Below are 15,246 nucleotides of genomic sequence, written 5' to 3'. Positions count from 1 at the left end.
TCCTCCTGAAGTAGCGGTTCTCCGGTAGGCATCCCAAGGAGCATCCGCAAGGGACTATTTCCCGCCAACTACGGGTTATTTTCCGTTTCGCCCCTTCCCTGCCCTGACCAAGATGTTGGCGTGGACCAGCAATGCTGCCCTCTTCCAACAACAAGGAACACTGCCATGACAACAAAAACACTTCCTGCCATGAGGCCTGCAGCCCGGGCTGTGAGATACCTTATCCTCACGGCTGGACTTGCCCTGAGCGCATCCCACGTGGCGGCCAAGCCAGTCACTTGGGACGATATCGCCAACGATCACACCACCACCCACGACGTACTGATGTACGGCATGGGCAACAACGCCCAGCGCTACAGCCCGCTGAGCCTGGTGAACGACCAGAACGTCTTCAAGCTGACTCCGGCCTGGTCGTTCTCGTTCGGCGATGAGAAGCAGCGCGGGCAGGAATCCCAGGCGCTGGTGCACGACGGCGTGATCTATGTCACCGGTTCGTATTCACGCATGTTCGCCCTGGATGCCAAGACCGGCAAACGTCTGTGGAGCTATTCCCATCGCCTGCCGGACGACATCCGCCCCTGCTGTGACGTGGTCAACCGCGGCGCGGCGATCTATGGCGACAAGGTATTCTTCGGCACCCTGGATGCCGGAGTCGTGGCACTGAACAAGGACACCGGAAAGGTGGTCTGGCGGGAGAAGTTCGGTGATCACCGTGCCGGCTACACCATGACCGGCGCTCCGACCATCGTCAAGGACCAGAAAACCGGCAAGACGCTGCTGATCCACGGCTCCTCCGGTGACGAGTTCGGCGTGGTCGGCAAGCTGTTTGCCCGTGATCCCGATACCGGCGAGGAAATCTGGATGCGGCCCTTCGTCGAAGGCCACATGGGCCGTCTGAACGGCAAGGACAGCACGCCCACCGGTGATATCAAGGCGCCCTCCTGGCCGGACGATCCGAACTCCCCCACCGGCAAGGTCGAAGCCTGGAGCCAGGGTGGCGGTGCGCCCTGGCAAAGTGCGAGCTTCGACCCGGAAACCAATACCATCATCGTTGGTGCCGGCAACCCCGCGCCGTGGAATGGCTGGGCGCGGACCTCCAAGGACGGCAACCCGGCTGACTATGACAGCCTCTACACCAGTGGCCAGGTCGCCGTGGACCCGACCACCGGCGAGGTGAAGTGGTTCTACCAGCATACCCCCAACGATGCCTGGGACTTCTCCGGCAACAACGAGCTGGTGCTGTTCGACTACAAGGACCAGTCAGGCAAGACCGTCAAGGCCACCGCCCACGCCGACCGCAACGGCTTCTTCTATGTGGTCGACCGCAATAACGGCAAGCTGACCAACGCCTTCCCGTTCGTCGACAACATCACCTGGGCCAGCCATATCGATCTGGAGACCGGCCGTCCGGTGGAAAACGAAGGCCAGCGCCCGCCACGCCTGCAGCCGGGCCAGGAGCGCAGCGAAGCGGTCGAGGTATCGCCGCCCTTCCTTGGTGGCAAGAACTGGAACCCGATGGCCTACAGCAAGGACACCGGTCTGTTCTATGTTCCCGCCAACCACTGGAAGGAAGACTACTGGACCGAGGAAGTCAGCTACAACAAGGGCTCGGCCTACCTGGGCATGGGTTTCCGCATCAAGCGTCTGTATGACGACCACGTCGGCATCCTGCGGGCGATGAACCCGACCACCGGTAAGGTGGAATGGGAGCACAAGGAACCGCTGCCGCTGTGGGCAGGCGTCCTGGCGACCGCGGGCAACCTGGTGTTCACCGGCACCGGCGATGGCTACTTCAAGGCGTTCGATGCCAAGACCGGCAAGGAGCTGTGGAAATTCCAGACCGGCACCGGGATCATTTCCCCGCCGATCACCTGGGAACAGGATGGTGAGCAGTACATCGGCGTTACCACCGGCTACGGCGGCGCGGTTCCGCTGTGGGGTGGCGACATGGCCGAGCTGACCAAGCCGGTCGCCCAGGGTGGTTCCTTCTGGGTGTTCAAGCTCCCGTCCTGGGAACAGCAGACAGCCAAGCGCTGAGCACTATCGCGGTAACCGACGTTGCGCCAGGCCCAGCCTGGCGCAACTGCATGAATCACCGACAGAGGTACGGACCATGAATCCTTTGATTCCCCGCATGCTGCTGATGTCCGGTCTGGCAACATGCAGCCTCGCGCTGCAAGCCCAGGTGGCGGATGTTGCCGATGAAGATGTCGTTACCATCAATGGCTGCGCCTTGGTGCGCGGCACCTCCTGCCCCGGTGTGGATCTGCGCCAGGCCGATCTGCGCCACAAGGATCTGAGCAAGGCTGACCTCACCGGCGCCGATCTGCGCGGTGCCGATCTGCGCCACGCCAAGCTGGACCAGGCCAAACTGGATAATGCCAGACTCGACGGCGCCAATTTCAACCGTGCCAGTCTGCAACAAACCGCCATGCGCGGTGCCAGCGCCATCGGCAGCAGCTTTGTCGCGGTCCAGGCATGGAACCTGAATGCCCAGGGCGGCGAGTTCCGGCAGGCTGACTTCACCGGAGCCAATCTGGAGTTCGCCCGCTTCAGTGCAGCCCGCATGCATGATGTGGTGTTGCGTGCCGCCAATCTGGAGATGGCCTGGCTGCCCAAGGCCGATCTCAAGGGTGCCGATCTGAGCGATGCCAATCTGCAGGAGTCGAAAATGAACCACGCCAACCTGGAGTCAGCGACCATGACCGGCACCCGCCTGCACTATGGCACCTACCTGAATATGCACATGACCAACTGCATCGACTGCCCGGTAGACTGGGAAGCCCACCTCAGTCCCCAGGCACAATGAGGCTGTCGGCAGGTTCAGCTTAGCTGCCGACCGATCAGACCGTGCATGCGGATCACGCCGGTATCGATGGCCAGATGAACCAGCTCGGCCAACGAGGTGACATCGAGTTTCTGTTTCAGCATGGTCAGGTTATTGGAAATGGTCTTGCTGCTCAGGCAGAGGTGATGGGCGATCTGGCGTGGAGCAAGGCCTTTGGAGAGCATGACGAAGATCTCGAACTCGCGGGGCGTCATGCACTCCAGACGCGGGTCGAGCCTGCTGTCGTCCGCCGAACAGGCAAGCTGGATGGCCAGCTCCTGCTCGATGTAGCGATGGCCGGTCAGGCAGCGCTTCACCGCCTCGAGCAGTACTTCCCGCCCTGCCCCCTTGGTTATGAAACCCATGGCGCCGACCGCCAGTGCCTGGCGCACCAGCGGCAGTTCGTCGTGCATGCTGAAGAACAGGATACGCAGCAGCGGCCAGCGCTGCAGCAGACGGCGAGCGGTTTCGATACCACTGATGCCGGGCAGGCTGACCTCCAGGATCACCAGGTCCGGCACCTGCTGCTGGACGGCCGTGAGTGCTTCCTCACCACTGCCCGCTTCCAGGATGCCAGCCTGTGGATGCTGTGCCGCGAGCAGGCTGCGATAGCCCTGCCTGACAATGAAGTGATCGTCCAATAACAGGATATGCATGCCCCGACCTCCCATTAAACATTCCACTCCGCTATTACCAGCAGGAGACGGCAGCCCACAAGCTCGGTGCGCTGGATGGCCAGCGCCGTGGATTGCCACGCCCTGCGGGCTCGCAATGACAGCTGGGGAGCCACGGAGGTGGCATAGCCCCAACCACTCTCCCTCGTCATTGCGAACCGCAAAGCGGTGAAGCAACCCACCGGTACGGCACTGCCGACATACGTCCATCCTAAGGCCTGGGCACCGCACTTGAATGCTACCTTGGTACTTCCTGAGCGCTACTTGTTGGCAAGGTACGGCGGGGTTTTCCGTTGCCATCTACTACTTTGGTTGTAAGCTCTGATGCCAATGTACTATTTGAAAGTACCCCGTCACAGGGTGTAATGCCGGACATATAATAAACACTGCGAGCACAATGGCTGGCAGTCGATAACAAGAACAGCCTGGAGCAGGTCATGTACAAAATACTGATAGCCGACGACCACCCTCTGTTCCGTGAAGCTATCTGCAACGTGGTTGCAGCCGGTTTTCCCGGCTCCGAACTGCTGGAAACCTCGGACCTGGACAGTGCCCTGGGCATTGCCAGGGAACATGATGATCTGGACCTGATCCTGCTGGATCTGAACATGCCCGGAATGCATGGGCTGAACGGACTGATCACTCTGCGCAACGAGTCGCCGTCGATTCCGGTGGTGATCGTATCGGCGGAGGAAGACAAACAGGTCGTGTTGCAGGCGATCACCTATGGCGCCGTGGGGTTCATCACCAAATCTTCACCAAGGGCGCAGATGACCGAGGCCATCGTGCAGATTCTGGCTGGTGATGTCTACCTGCCCTCGGATGTCATCCGCTCCAATCGCACCATCACCCGACGTACACCTGACGAGGCACCACTGTCGCCGGAGCTGCTGTATGCCCTGACCCGCAAGCAGCTGCTGGTCCTGGAACGCATGGCCAAGGGCGAGTCGAACAAGCAGATCGCCTATCATCTGGATATTGCCGAAACCACAGTCAAGGCGCATGTTTCCGCCATCCTGCGCAAGCTGCATGTCAGCAACCGGGTACAGGCCATTCTGTCCGCCGTCGATGTGGATTTCAGCGCCTATCTGCGGCGCTGATCAACCTGGCTGGGCCAGTATGTGGCTCATGGCAGCCTTCAGCTTCATTGGCTTGACGGGCTTGTGCATGAGCATGTGCCCCAGCTCGCGCACCTGCTGCTTCAACTCGTTGCTGTAATTGGCGGTGATCAGCAGCACCGGCAGCGGTGTACCGCGGCGGGCGTTGATCGCGGCCGCGACATCCACCCCATTGGCACCGTGATCCAGGTGATAGTCGGCCAGCAGCAGGTCGGCTGCAGCACGGAACCCGTCCACCTGGCTGGCCAGATCATCAGCCGACAGCGCCGTGATCACCTCACAGCCCCAGTTCTCCAGCAAGGTGCGCATGGCCGCACAGATTGATGGGTCATTATCCACTACCCAGATGCGCGCACCGCGCAGATGCTGGCCGATGCTCGCCGGAATCGATGCCGCGGTGTTCGGTACCGGGCTACGCCTGCCATAGGGAATATCCACGGAGAACACCGACCCCTTGCCTTCTACCGAGCGGACGCGGATCCGATGGCCGAGCATGCGCGCGACCTTTTCCGCGATGGCCAGGCCCAGCCCCAGACCCTGGTCCCGGGCCTGGGTGGCAGGCTGAATGCGTTTGAATTCCTGGAAGATCTCTTCCAGCTTGTCCTCGGCGATCCCCATGCCGGTATCCCAGACCTCTATGCGCAGCCCGTGGGCATGGCGGCGACACCCCAGCAGAATCCGGCCGTTCTGCGTGTAGCGGACCGCATTGGTCAGGAAGTTGCGCAGAATCCGTGCCAGCAACTGGATATCGCTGTGCACCACGCACTGGCTGCCGGCAAAACGAAACTGCAGTTGCTGGCTGGCGCATACCTGCCGGTACTCATTGGCCAGATTATCCAGCAGCTCGGCAATGTTGAAGGAGCTGACATCCGGCCTGATCACCCCGGCATCCAGCTTGGAAATATCCACCAGCGTACCGAGCAGGTTCTCGACATCTTCCAGCGACTGGTTGATCTGCCTGGCGAGCGCGCCGCTGGGCGGCGGTACCGGCTGCTCCAGCAAGGCACCGGTGAACAGGCGCGCGGCGTTCAACGGCTGCAGCAGATCATGACTGACGGCTGCGAGAAACTTGGTCTTCGACAGGTTGGCCTGCTCAGCTTCATGCTTGGCCTCGCGCAGTCGCGCCTCCGCCTGGGCCCGTTCGTTGATTTCCTGGCGCAGTTGGTCGTTCAGGCTGGTCAGTTCCCGGGTTCGTTCCCTGACCCGCTGCTCCAGGTGCTGGTACGCCTGGTGCAGCGCTTCGGCGCTGCGCCGACGCTCGGTGACATCCCGGATCAGGACGAACAGCCCGGTGACCTCGCCATTCGGGTCTCGGTTGGGCACATAGGAGCGCAGCAGGTAGCGCTCATCCCCATTGAGGCTGCATTCGGCAAACTCGAAGCTCACGCTTTCACCATTGAAGGCCCGTTCTATATAGGGCTCCAACCGGGTGAACTGCTCTGCGTTATGCACATGCATCATGCTTTGGCCGAGAATATTGCCACGCTGCCAGCCGTACCACTCGTCATATACCTTGTTGGTGAACTGGTAGGTCAGATCCTGTTCCACATAGGCGATCATGGCCGGTAGGTGGTCGGTGATCAGGCGTACCCAGCGCTCGCTTTCCAGCAGCGCCTTGGCATACAGGTCGCGCTCGGTGATGTCGGTGTAGGTGTTGACGAAACCGCCCGCCGGCATGGGATGGCTGCGCATCTCCAGCACCCGGCCATTGCCGAGTCGCTGTTCGCAGGTCAACTGGGGCTGCCCTGCGGCGCTGTGACTGTACGGCGTGAACAGGTCCAGCTCGCTGTCTTCCAGCACTTCGGCAAAGGGCCGGTGCGGTCTGACCGGGGCCAGCCCGGCCAGCTCCAGGAAACGGTAGTTCCACAGCTCCAGCCCGCCCTCCTCGTTCACCACCGCAACCCCCTGGGACAGGCTGTCCACGGTACGCTGCAGCAGGCGTGTCTTCTGCGCCAGGGCCTGCTCCCGGCGGGCCGTTTCAGAATTTTTCAGGTCGGTGATATCGGTATAGATGATGACCAGGCCGCCTTCCCGGGTCGGCCGCTCGCTGACCTGGACCCAGCGCTTGTTGCGCATGCGATACAGCATGTGCCCATCGGCACCGGCTTCCATGTCCATCACCAGGCCGCTAGCGGCAGCCAGACGCTTGAGTTCCTCCAGTCGCACGCCCTCACGCACCCGCACCCGGGTGCCCTCCCAGAAGCGCGCGTAGTGGCTGTTGAACAGCACGATGCGTCTGTCCTTGTCGAACAGCACCACCCCGTCGTTCATGCTTTCGATGGCATCAGCCAGATGGTGCCGGGCTGTTTCCGCCCTGGCTCGCGCCTCGTTGAGCAGGCGATTGCTGGCCTGCAGCTCGGCCATGGTCTCGTTCAGCGCCTGGGTACGTTCACGCACCTGCTCGGCCAGTTCCACCGAATGCTGGAAAGCGGCGTAACTTTCGGTACGCGGATTGGCGATCGACTCGACCCGTTCGATCAGCGCCGCATTGATCCGCCGCAACTTGTTGTTGGCTGCACGCAGGGCCAGCAACTCATCGCGATCGGTCTGGGCCGTCAGCTCAGCGTGGATAGGCAAAGGCCACCCCGGTGAAGGTCTGGTTGATATGCATGCCATTGAACTGCTCGCCGTAGGTATTGAACCCCAGCACCGCGTTACCGGCCATATAGGCTGCCAGCTCGGCATCCTGCTCCAGCAGCTCCGCTTCCAGCCGGCGCAACACGCAATCGCAGGCGATGATCAGCACCGGCTCGCCCAGGCGCTGGCGCAGCTGCGCCATCTGTTTCTGCAGATCCGGCAACAGTGGCCGCGAGGCCATCGCGGTCAGCACGATGCCGGTATCCACCGCGCAATAGAAGGTCAGGCTGCCATCGGCATTGACCCGTTGAATGGAGCGTACATAGAACTGGTCGCGGATACGCACCGCCAGTGCGTTCAGGGCGAAGGTCGCGGTGCTCAACTGATCGACAGGCACGCCGACCAGACGTGCATACTCCTGGGCGGCAGGCTCGGCATTGAGTTCCAGCACGGTCCGGCTGTCATTGTCGGCGGCGGTCACCACCAGTTTCTCGGCCTTGGCCTGCAGGTTGTGGGTGGTAAAGACTTCGAAATCGAGCCAGGTGTTGATCATCACCACGATCGCCGCCCCGGAGTGGAATACCCCCTGGTAGTAGACGTAGGTGTGCCCCTGATGATCGTCCCCGCCAGCCGACCCGCCGAAATGCGGAATGCTCCCCAACGCCGCGCTCAAGGTGGCCAGCACCACCTCCTCACGGCTGGAGAGACCGTCAAGCAGGGTCAGGGCAAAGGTGTGCTCCTTGATCGGTGCCAGTAGCGCGTGCCGGCAATGGTTGAGCATCTTCTCGACCGAGGCCTGGGCATCCACCAGGCTGAAACTATCCAGCGCACTGATTAGCGTGCTGTCAATGGCGAAGGCGCGGCAGTCGAAGCCAACGGCGCTGATGCAACCCCGGCCATAGCCTTGCGGGGTGATTTCCCCGGCACTGGTACAACCGACCAGCATTACCCCACCGAAGTGTTGCTCCAGTGCCGCCCCCAACCTGTCGAGCGGATAGTGGGCGGAGCAGAAGAACAGCACAAACCCGAGATGTGGATGAAGCAGCTGGCGGGCCAGGCTCTGAGCCGCCAGCTCCGGGTCGGCAACATCGGTCATGGCGGTTCGGAAACAATCTGCCAGTATCTGTTGCATGGATACCTCTCTGCACGATGGCCATGACGAGATTCTATTGAGCCACCGGGCCCTGCCCCATGCTGCTTGAGTAGCAAGCCGATAGTGCTTAAGGATGAGGGCCGGCTTATTGCCCGGCCCTGTTATTGGACATCAGGGATTACCAGCCCAGGGCCACGCCCAGAGCGAGGGTGTCGGTTTTCTCCACCCGGTCACCGGCATCCCGGTTTTTCAGGTCGAAGCGGTTGTACTCGGCGACCAGCGTCAGGTTGTCATTGATGCTGTGGAACAGGCCAACCCCGCTGGTCTTGAAGTCCGCCTGGTAGCCCAGTCCGTTGCCATCATCCCGGGTCTTGCCATAGGACAGTGCCAACCGGGTCTTGTTGAAGGTGTAGGACCCCTGGAGCAGATAGCCCTGGCTGTCGCTCTCACGCAGCGTGGCCTGGGTCGCGTTGTTGGTGAAGAACGGGTTGATGCCCTCGGCATCGAAGCCGGATCCGGTCAGCGAAAGCTGGCCCAACCTGGCCTGCACCCCATAGCCCAGCCCGCGGGATTTCACCGAGTCGACACCGGCCCCGGTATTCTGCGCCTCCTGGTACATGCCGTTGAGCCAGGTATGCAGTTGCGCGCCACCCAGCTCGAACTGATAGGTGAGTTCGCTCTCGAAACGCGGACTGTCCTGGTAATCCTTGCCGGTCTGCACCCCGTTGTCGTCCACCAGATGACCGTCGACCGGGTCCATGATGCCCACTGCGGCCCGGAAGCCGTTCATCACTGGCGAGCGATAGGTGATCTGGGAGGTGGGGAATGGATAGGGATAGCCGGTGCCGATATTGCCAAAGGATACCCCGCCGCCGTCGACCAGCCCGAGTGTGTCGCTGGACTGACCGTAGGCGGTGAGGAACTCGTCGAGCATGATGTTGGAGCGGCCGAACAGACCGAAGTCCTTGCCGAACAGCACCTCACCCCAGCTGCCGGAAACGGTACCGTAGAACTGGCGCACATCGATACCGGTACTGGTGGCATTGTCCTCGCTGTCATTGATGGTGACCCAGAATGACGAACGGCCGCCGAGGGTCAGGTTGTCGAATTTCTTGTCGACATTGAAGCCGATGTAGTTGGGCAGGAAGCCCATCTTCACCCGGGATTGGTTGCGGTCCAGATCAGGATCGAGGTGGTCGACCTTGTTGTGCACATAGAAGGCATTGAAATAACCATCGACCGAGAAGCTGGTGTCATCCTGGTCATACAGGGTAATGGCTGCCGAGGCCTGGGCGCTGAGCATGGCGGCGGCCAGTGCAGTCAGTAGAGGATAGGCGGTTTTGTTGTTGTTCATTGTGCTCTCCGATGGAATCAGTGGCTGACGAAACTGAGCGTCCAGCGGATTATCGGAAAGCGGAATCAACAACCCTATTCTGCCAAGGAGCTGAAAACACCGGGCTTTGGTTGTGGGTACCAAGGGGTGGTGACCTGCTGCCAAAGCAGCGGGTCGATTGCTACCTTGGGATGATCAGCCACGGCAGGCGGCACATCACAGCACCTGCCCCAGCATGGCTCTGAGCTTGCCCGCCTTGATCGGCTTGTTCAGCACCGGTATGCCCAGATCACGCAGCCGCTGCCGGCTGTGTTCGCTGCGATCGGCGGTGATCATGATGGCGGGTATCTGCCACTGGAAATGCTCACGCAACAGGCTCACCGCATCACAACCGGTCTGGCCCGCATCGAGATGGTAATCGACCAGAATGGCGTCGGGGCGCCGGTCATCCAGCGTGGTCAGAGCCCCCGGCAGATCCACCGCGACCTGCACCTGGGCTCCCCATTGTTCAAGCAGCCCCTGCATGCTGGAGAGAATCATCGTGTCGTTGTCGATCACCAGCAGATGCCTGCCCTGCAATGGAGCGCTGAGCTGTTCCAGCAGGGTGTCCGTCGGAGTCGATGCGTTGCCGCTGGCCAGCGGCAGCGTGACGCTGAACATGGAGCCGGCACCGACCACCGAGTGCAGTTGCAGAGGTGCTTCGAGCAGCCGGGCGATACGTTCAACGATGGCCAGCCCCAGCCCGGCGCCCTTGCGCGGCCCGACCCGGTCGCCATGCAGTTGGTTGAATTCCCGGAATATGTCATCGAAACGCTCGCGGGGAATGCCCAGGCCGGTGTCCCACACCTGGACGGTCAGCAGATCACCCCGACGCCGGCAACCGATCAGTATCCGCCCCGTCGGCGTATAGCGAATGGCATTACTGAGCAGATTGCGCATGATTCGACTGAGCATGCGGTAGTCAGTCCGTACGGCCCAGCGCCCGAGCCTGGTCCGCACCTGCAGACCGCTGGCCTCGATCAGCCCCTGGAACTCGCTCAACAGCGGGTCGATGACCTCCGCCAGGGTGTGGTTGCCCAGGTCCAGGGGAACATTGCCGTGATCCAGCCGGGCGATGTCGAGCAGGTCGCTGAGGATGTCCTCCGCACTTTCCAGCGCAGCATGGGAGCGCTCGACCAGTTGCGCCTCCGATGCCGGCAGAGCACGCTCACGCAGGGTGGCCATGAGCAGCCGTGCGGCGTTCAAGGGCTGCAGCAGGTCATGGCTGACCGCCGCCAGATAGTGATCCTTGTTGCGGTTGGCCAGCTCGGCGGCATCCCTGGCATCACGCAGGGCCCATTGCACCCGCTCGCGCTCGATGATCTCGCGGCGCAGGCTGTCATTGAGGTTTTCCAGTTCCAGGGTGCGCTCATGCACCCGTTGCTCGAGTTGCTCGTTGAGCTGCTGCATCGCCCGCTCGGCCTGTTTGCGACCGGTGATATCGGCCACGAAACCTTCCACCAGGGTCCGCCCTGCCTCCTGCTTGAGCAGCAGGTTCATGCGCACATCCAGTTCGCCCTGGTCCAGGCGTCTGAGCCGGGTCTCATAACCGATCAGTTCCCCCGATAGCTGCAACTTGCGGCATACCTCGGCAAACTCCGCCGGTCCGCCAACGAAGAAACTGTCCTTCAGCTCGGTGGCTGCCGCCAGCACGGCCTCGGTCGAGGGATAGCCAAGCATCCGCACCAGCGAGGGGTTGGCGGCTCGAATGCCATGCTCCAGGTCAGCCTGAAAAATACCGTGCACGGCATTCTCGAACAGCCACTTGTAGCGATTGCGCTCCGTCTCCAGCTCTTCCAGACGGCCCATCAGCTCCGGGTAGTAACTTTTGCGTGACGATTGCAGGCCCAGCCCAAGCAGGCCGGTCAGCATATCGCGACGAGGGTCAGAGGGCTTCGGCATAAACGACTTCAACGTCCCTGAGGCTGGATTCGCGCGGGTTGGTCAGGATACAGGGGTCATCCATGGCATGGATCGACAGCATCGGTAGATCACTGACCCCCACCCCGTGCATGCCCAGGGTCTGCTGGAAGCCCACCGCCTGCTTGAATTCGATCAGGTGTTGCACCAGTCGCTGGCGCACCTGCTGGTTGGACAGGCCGCGGATATCGATACCCAGGGTCTGGGCAATTACCTTGAAACGATCCGGGGCGGCATCGTAGTTGAAAGCCACCACATGCTCCATCAGGATGGCATTGCACAGGCCATGGGGCAGATCCAGATAGCCGCCGAGGCTGTGCGACATGGCATGTACCGCCCCCAGAATGGCATTGGAGAATGCCAGCCCGGCCTGCAGGCTGCCGAGCATGATTTTCTCGCGCAGCTGGATATCATCCGGTTGCTGGATCATCGCCACCAGGTTGCCGTTGATCAGCCGCATGGCTTCCAGGGCGTGGGCATCGGTCATCGGGCCGCTGCCGGTGGAGACGAAGGCCTCGATCGCATGCACCAGCGCATCGACCCCGGTGCAGGCTGACAGGAACGGGTCCATGGTGGCGGTGACCTCGGGATCGATCAACGCCACATCCGGCACCACCGCCTTGCTGATGATCGAGAATTTGACCTTGTCCTGCTGGTTGGAAATGATCACGAACTGCGATACATCCGCCGAGGTACCCGCCGTGGTCGGAATCAGGATCACCGGCGGAACCGGGGCGCGTATGGTATCGACCCCTTCGAAATCCAGGATATGCCCGCCATTGGTGGCCACGATGCCGATCGCCTTGGCGCAATCCATCGGGCTGCCACCACCGATACCAACGATCGCATCACAGCTGGAGGCACGGTACATCTCGGCCCCCTGCATCACCTCCTCCACCCGCGGATTGGCCGAGACCTGGGTATACAGCACATAATCCACGCCTTGCTGCCGCAGGCTTTCCTCCACATCAGCGACCCAGCCCGCTGCCACCACGCCGGGGTCGGAAACCAATAGCACCTTGCGGGCGGCAAAGGTGTTGACGTAGTTGGCCACCGTTTTGCGGGAGCCGGCACCGAAGATGATCTCGGGCGTGACGAATTTGCGCAGTTGGCTGATATCGTAAGACATGGGCAAGGATCGACTTTATTATTGTGGGGCATACAGATTACCTCAAAACGCCCCAGGTCCGACCCCGCCCAGCCGTTTCTACGACTGAAGTCGTGATCCACCGAACCCCAAGTCGCATGGCGGCGCCGGGTGGCTTCGATAGCATGGTGTTAATCCATGCAACCCATCGAGGCATGCCATGTCGCTGTCCCGCCGCCTGCATCTGCTGCTCCGCTCGCTGACCCTGCTGTGCCTGCTTCACAGTTCGCTGCTGATCGCCGATACGCCCCCGACTGCGCCGGTCCAGGAAGCGATCCAGTCACTGTTCCCCCAGGCCACCCGAATCGATGACAAGCAGGGCAATGTACCAGCCTATCCCGTCTATCAGTTGAACGAACTGCTGGGGTATGCGTTCGAGTCCACCGACCACTCCAGCCTGCAGGGATTCGCGGGCAAACCGATCCGGTTGCTGATCGGCCTGGACACCAACGGGGTGCTGGCCGGCGTCAGGGTACTGGGGCACCACGAACCGGTATTCCTGCATGGCATGGGGGAGAAATCCCTGCTCGAATTCGTGGAGCAATACCGCCAGCACCCGATCAGCACGCCAGTCGTCGTCGGTGGTCGCAAGCCGGACTCGAGCGACGGCCAGTCCATCATCCAGTTCGATGGCATCAGCAAGGCCACCGTATCGGTGGTGATCCTCAATGAAACCGTGTTGCAATCGGCGCTGGCGGTGGCTCGCAGCTACCTGGAAGGCTTTACCAGCGCCCCATTGGCGACACCGAATACCGAGCTGTATGAGCCTCTGGACTGGCCGCAGTTGCTGGGGCGAGGTGATATCCAGCACTGGACCGTGGAGGCGGCCGAGGTCGAGCAGATACTGGGCCACTCCCTGGGGCATTACCCCGGAATCGACCCGGACCAGCCCTTCAGCGAGCTGTTCCTCGCCTATCTGAACACCCCGATGACCGGGCGCAATCTGCTGGGAGATGACGGCTTCGCTCGGCTGAACGGCAGCCTGCGTGAGGGTGAACAGGCGCTGCTGATTCTCTCCCGGGGTGCCTATCCTCACGTTCCGCGGGATTTCATCCCTGCCTCGGCTCCCAGTCGTGTGGTGCTGGTGCAGAACGGCCAGGCGATCGAACTGCATGATCTGGACTTTGACAACGGTGCGCTGCTGGATACGCTGGCAACCCCGCTGCAGGGTGTGCAGGGCCACATCTTCCGCATCAAGACCCATGCCGCCTACAACCCGGCGCAACCCGCTCAACTGCAGCTCAACGTCAACCTGCAACGCAACCACCTGGTGGAAAGCCAACTGGTGCTGGAGCATCCGTTCGAGCCGGACCCGGCGCTGTTCGATATCCATCATCCCGAGGCCAGTGCCACACCGGCTCCGGTGTGGCTGCGCATGTGGCAGGAGCGCTGGTGGCAGGTCGCTCTGCTGGGTGCCGCGCTGGTCCTGCTGAGCCTGATCTTCACCTTCCAGCACCGCATCAGTCGCCACAGCCAGGTATTCCACTGGCTGCGCGCAGGCTTTCTGCTGTTCACCCTGGTGTTCATCGGTTTCTATGCCCAGGGGCAGTTGTCCGTGGTCAATATCACGACGCTGCTGCTGGCGATCATCGATGGTTTCGATATCACCGTGTTCTTGATGGACCCGGTCATCTTCGTGCTCTGGTGCTTCACCTTCGCCAGCCTGTTCATCTGGGGGCGTGGGCTGTTCTGTGGCTGGCTCTGTCCATTCGGCGCGCTACAGGAAATGGCGGCCTGGCTGGCCCGGAAGCTGCGTCTTCGGCAGTGGAAGGTTTCGGAGCCGATGCATCGCCGGTTGCAATGGATCAAATACGTGATCCTGCTGCTATTGCTGGTCAGCGCCCCGCTTTCCCAGACCCTGGCTGAACGTCTGGCCGAGGTGGAGCCCTTCAAGACCTCCATCACCCTGTTCTTCATCCGTACCTGGCCCTTCGTCGCCTATGCCCTGCTGCTGCTCTGCCTGGGGCTGTTCATCCACAAATTCTATTGTCGCTACCTGTGCCCACTGGGTGCGGGGTTGGCCATATTGGGCAAGCTCCGCCTGTTCTCATGGTTGAAGCGGATCGACGCCTGCGGCCAACCCTGCCAGCACTGCCGAAATCACTGCGGTATCGGCGCGATACACCGGGACGGACGTATCGATTATGACGAATGCATCCAGTGCCTGGAATGTATCGTCATCCTGCATGACGACCAACAATGCGTAGCCACGATCAGTGCCCGCAAGAAGGCCGAGAAAAGCCAGCGCAAGGCTGGCCCGGGGGTATTGATCTACAAGGGTTGAGGCGTCGTGGAAGCTAGAGGATCGAGCTCCATCTCGACCCGGGGGGGGTGGCCCGAGACACCGCAGGCCGGGATGGAACCCGGCCTTCCAGGTGGTGACTTCGAATCCCATTCAAGGCCATGGAAGGTCGAGTTCCATCTCGACCAGCGGCGCGGCGGAGACACCGCAGGCCGGGATGGAACCCGGCCTTCCAGGTGGTGACTTCGAATCCCCGTTCAAGGCCATGGAGGGTCG

10 protein-coding genes are annotated in these 15,246 nt (G+C 61.6%); 4 read left to right on the top strand and 6 right to left on the bottom strand.

Features of this window, described 5'->3' with window-relative positions:
- Window positions 1-165 precede the first annotated feature (165 nt).
- On the top strand, window positions 166-2,037 hold the full coding sequence (gene exaA / locus CQ007_RS16965) for a quinoprotein ethanol dehydrogenase (protein WP_105647027.1): 1,872 nt from the start codon (window positions 166-168) through the stop codon (window positions 2,035-2,037).
- 76 nt (window positions 2,038-2,113) lie between these two features.
- Window positions 2,114-2,809, top strand: a complete 696-nt coding sequence (locus CQ007_RS16960; protein ID WP_105647026.1) for a pentapeptide repeat-containing protein — start codon at window positions 2,114-2,116, stop codon at window positions 2,807-2,809.
- A gap of 14 nt (window positions 2,810-2,823) precedes the next feature.
- Here the strand turns inward: CQ007_RS16960 and CQ007_RS16955 are convergent, their stop codons facing one another.
- Entirely contained in the window at window positions 2,824-3,483 is a 660-nt protein-coding gene (locus CQ007_RS16955) for a response regulator transcription factor (protein ID WP_105647025.1), read from the bottom strand.
- Between the two features lie 455 nt (window positions 3,484-3,938).
- Here CQ007_RS16955 and CQ007_RS16950 point away from each other — a divergent pair, with 455 nt between their 5' ends.
- Entirely contained in the window at window positions 3,939-4,601 is a 663-nt protein-coding gene (locus CQ007_RS16950; protein ID WP_105647024.1) for a response regulator transcription factor, read from the top strand.
- Here the strand turns inward: CQ007_RS16950 and CQ007_RS16945 are convergent, their stop codons facing one another.
- From CQ007_RS16945 to ercA, 5 genes are all read right to left on the bottom strand, one after another.
- A complete protein-coding gene (locus tag CQ007_RS16945) occupies window positions 4,602-7,235 on the bottom strand; it encodes a PAS domain-containing hybrid sensor histidine kinase/response regulator (RefSeq protein WP_105647023.1) in 2,634 nt (877 codons plus the stop codon).
- Complete coding sequence (nosP, locus tag CQ007_RS16940) at window positions 7,180-8,328, bottom strand: nitric oxide-sensing protein NosP (protein ID WP_305888516.1); 1,149 nt, start codon at window positions 8,326-8,328, stop codon at window positions 7,180-7,182. Before nosP ends, CQ007_RS16945 begins: the two co-directional genes overlap by 56 nt.
- A gap of 139 nt (window positions 8,329-8,467) precedes the next feature.
- Entirely contained in the window at window positions 8,468-9,643 is a 1,176-nt protein-coding gene (locus CQ007_RS16935; protein ID WP_105647021.1) for a porin, read from the bottom strand.
- Between the two features lie 195 nt (window positions 9,644-9,838).
- Complete coding sequence (locus CQ007_RS16930; RefSeq protein ID WP_105647020.1) at window positions 9,839-11,563, bottom strand: ATP-binding protein; 1,725 nt, start codon at window positions 11,561-11,563, stop codon at window positions 9,839-9,841.
- Entirely contained in the window at window positions 11,547-12,710 is a 1,164-nt protein-coding gene (gene ercA / locus CQ007_RS16925; protein ID WP_105647019.1) for an alcohol dehydrogenase-like regulatory protein ErcA, read from the bottom strand. The genes CQ007_RS16930 and ercA overlap by 17 nt, the downstream gene beginning before the upstream one ends.
- Before the next feature lie 178 nt (window positions 12,711-12,888).
- Between ercA and CQ007_RS16920 the strand changes: the two genes are divergently transcribed.
- Complete coding sequence (locus tag CQ007_RS16920) at window positions 12,889-15,012, top strand: 4Fe-4S binding protein (RefSeq protein WP_256582327.1); 2,124 nt, start codon at window positions 12,889-12,891, stop codon at window positions 15,010-15,012.
- Window positions 15,013-15,246 lie beyond the last annotated feature (234 nt).

Source organism: Pseudomonas sp. MYb185, from assembly GCF_002979975.1.
Taxonomy (GTDB): Bacteria; Pseudomonadota; Gammaproteobacteria; order Pseudomonadales; family Pseudomonadaceae; genus Halopseudomonas.
Note: the sequence above shows the minus strand (reverse complement) of the source record. Positions and strands in the feature narration are given on the sequence as shown.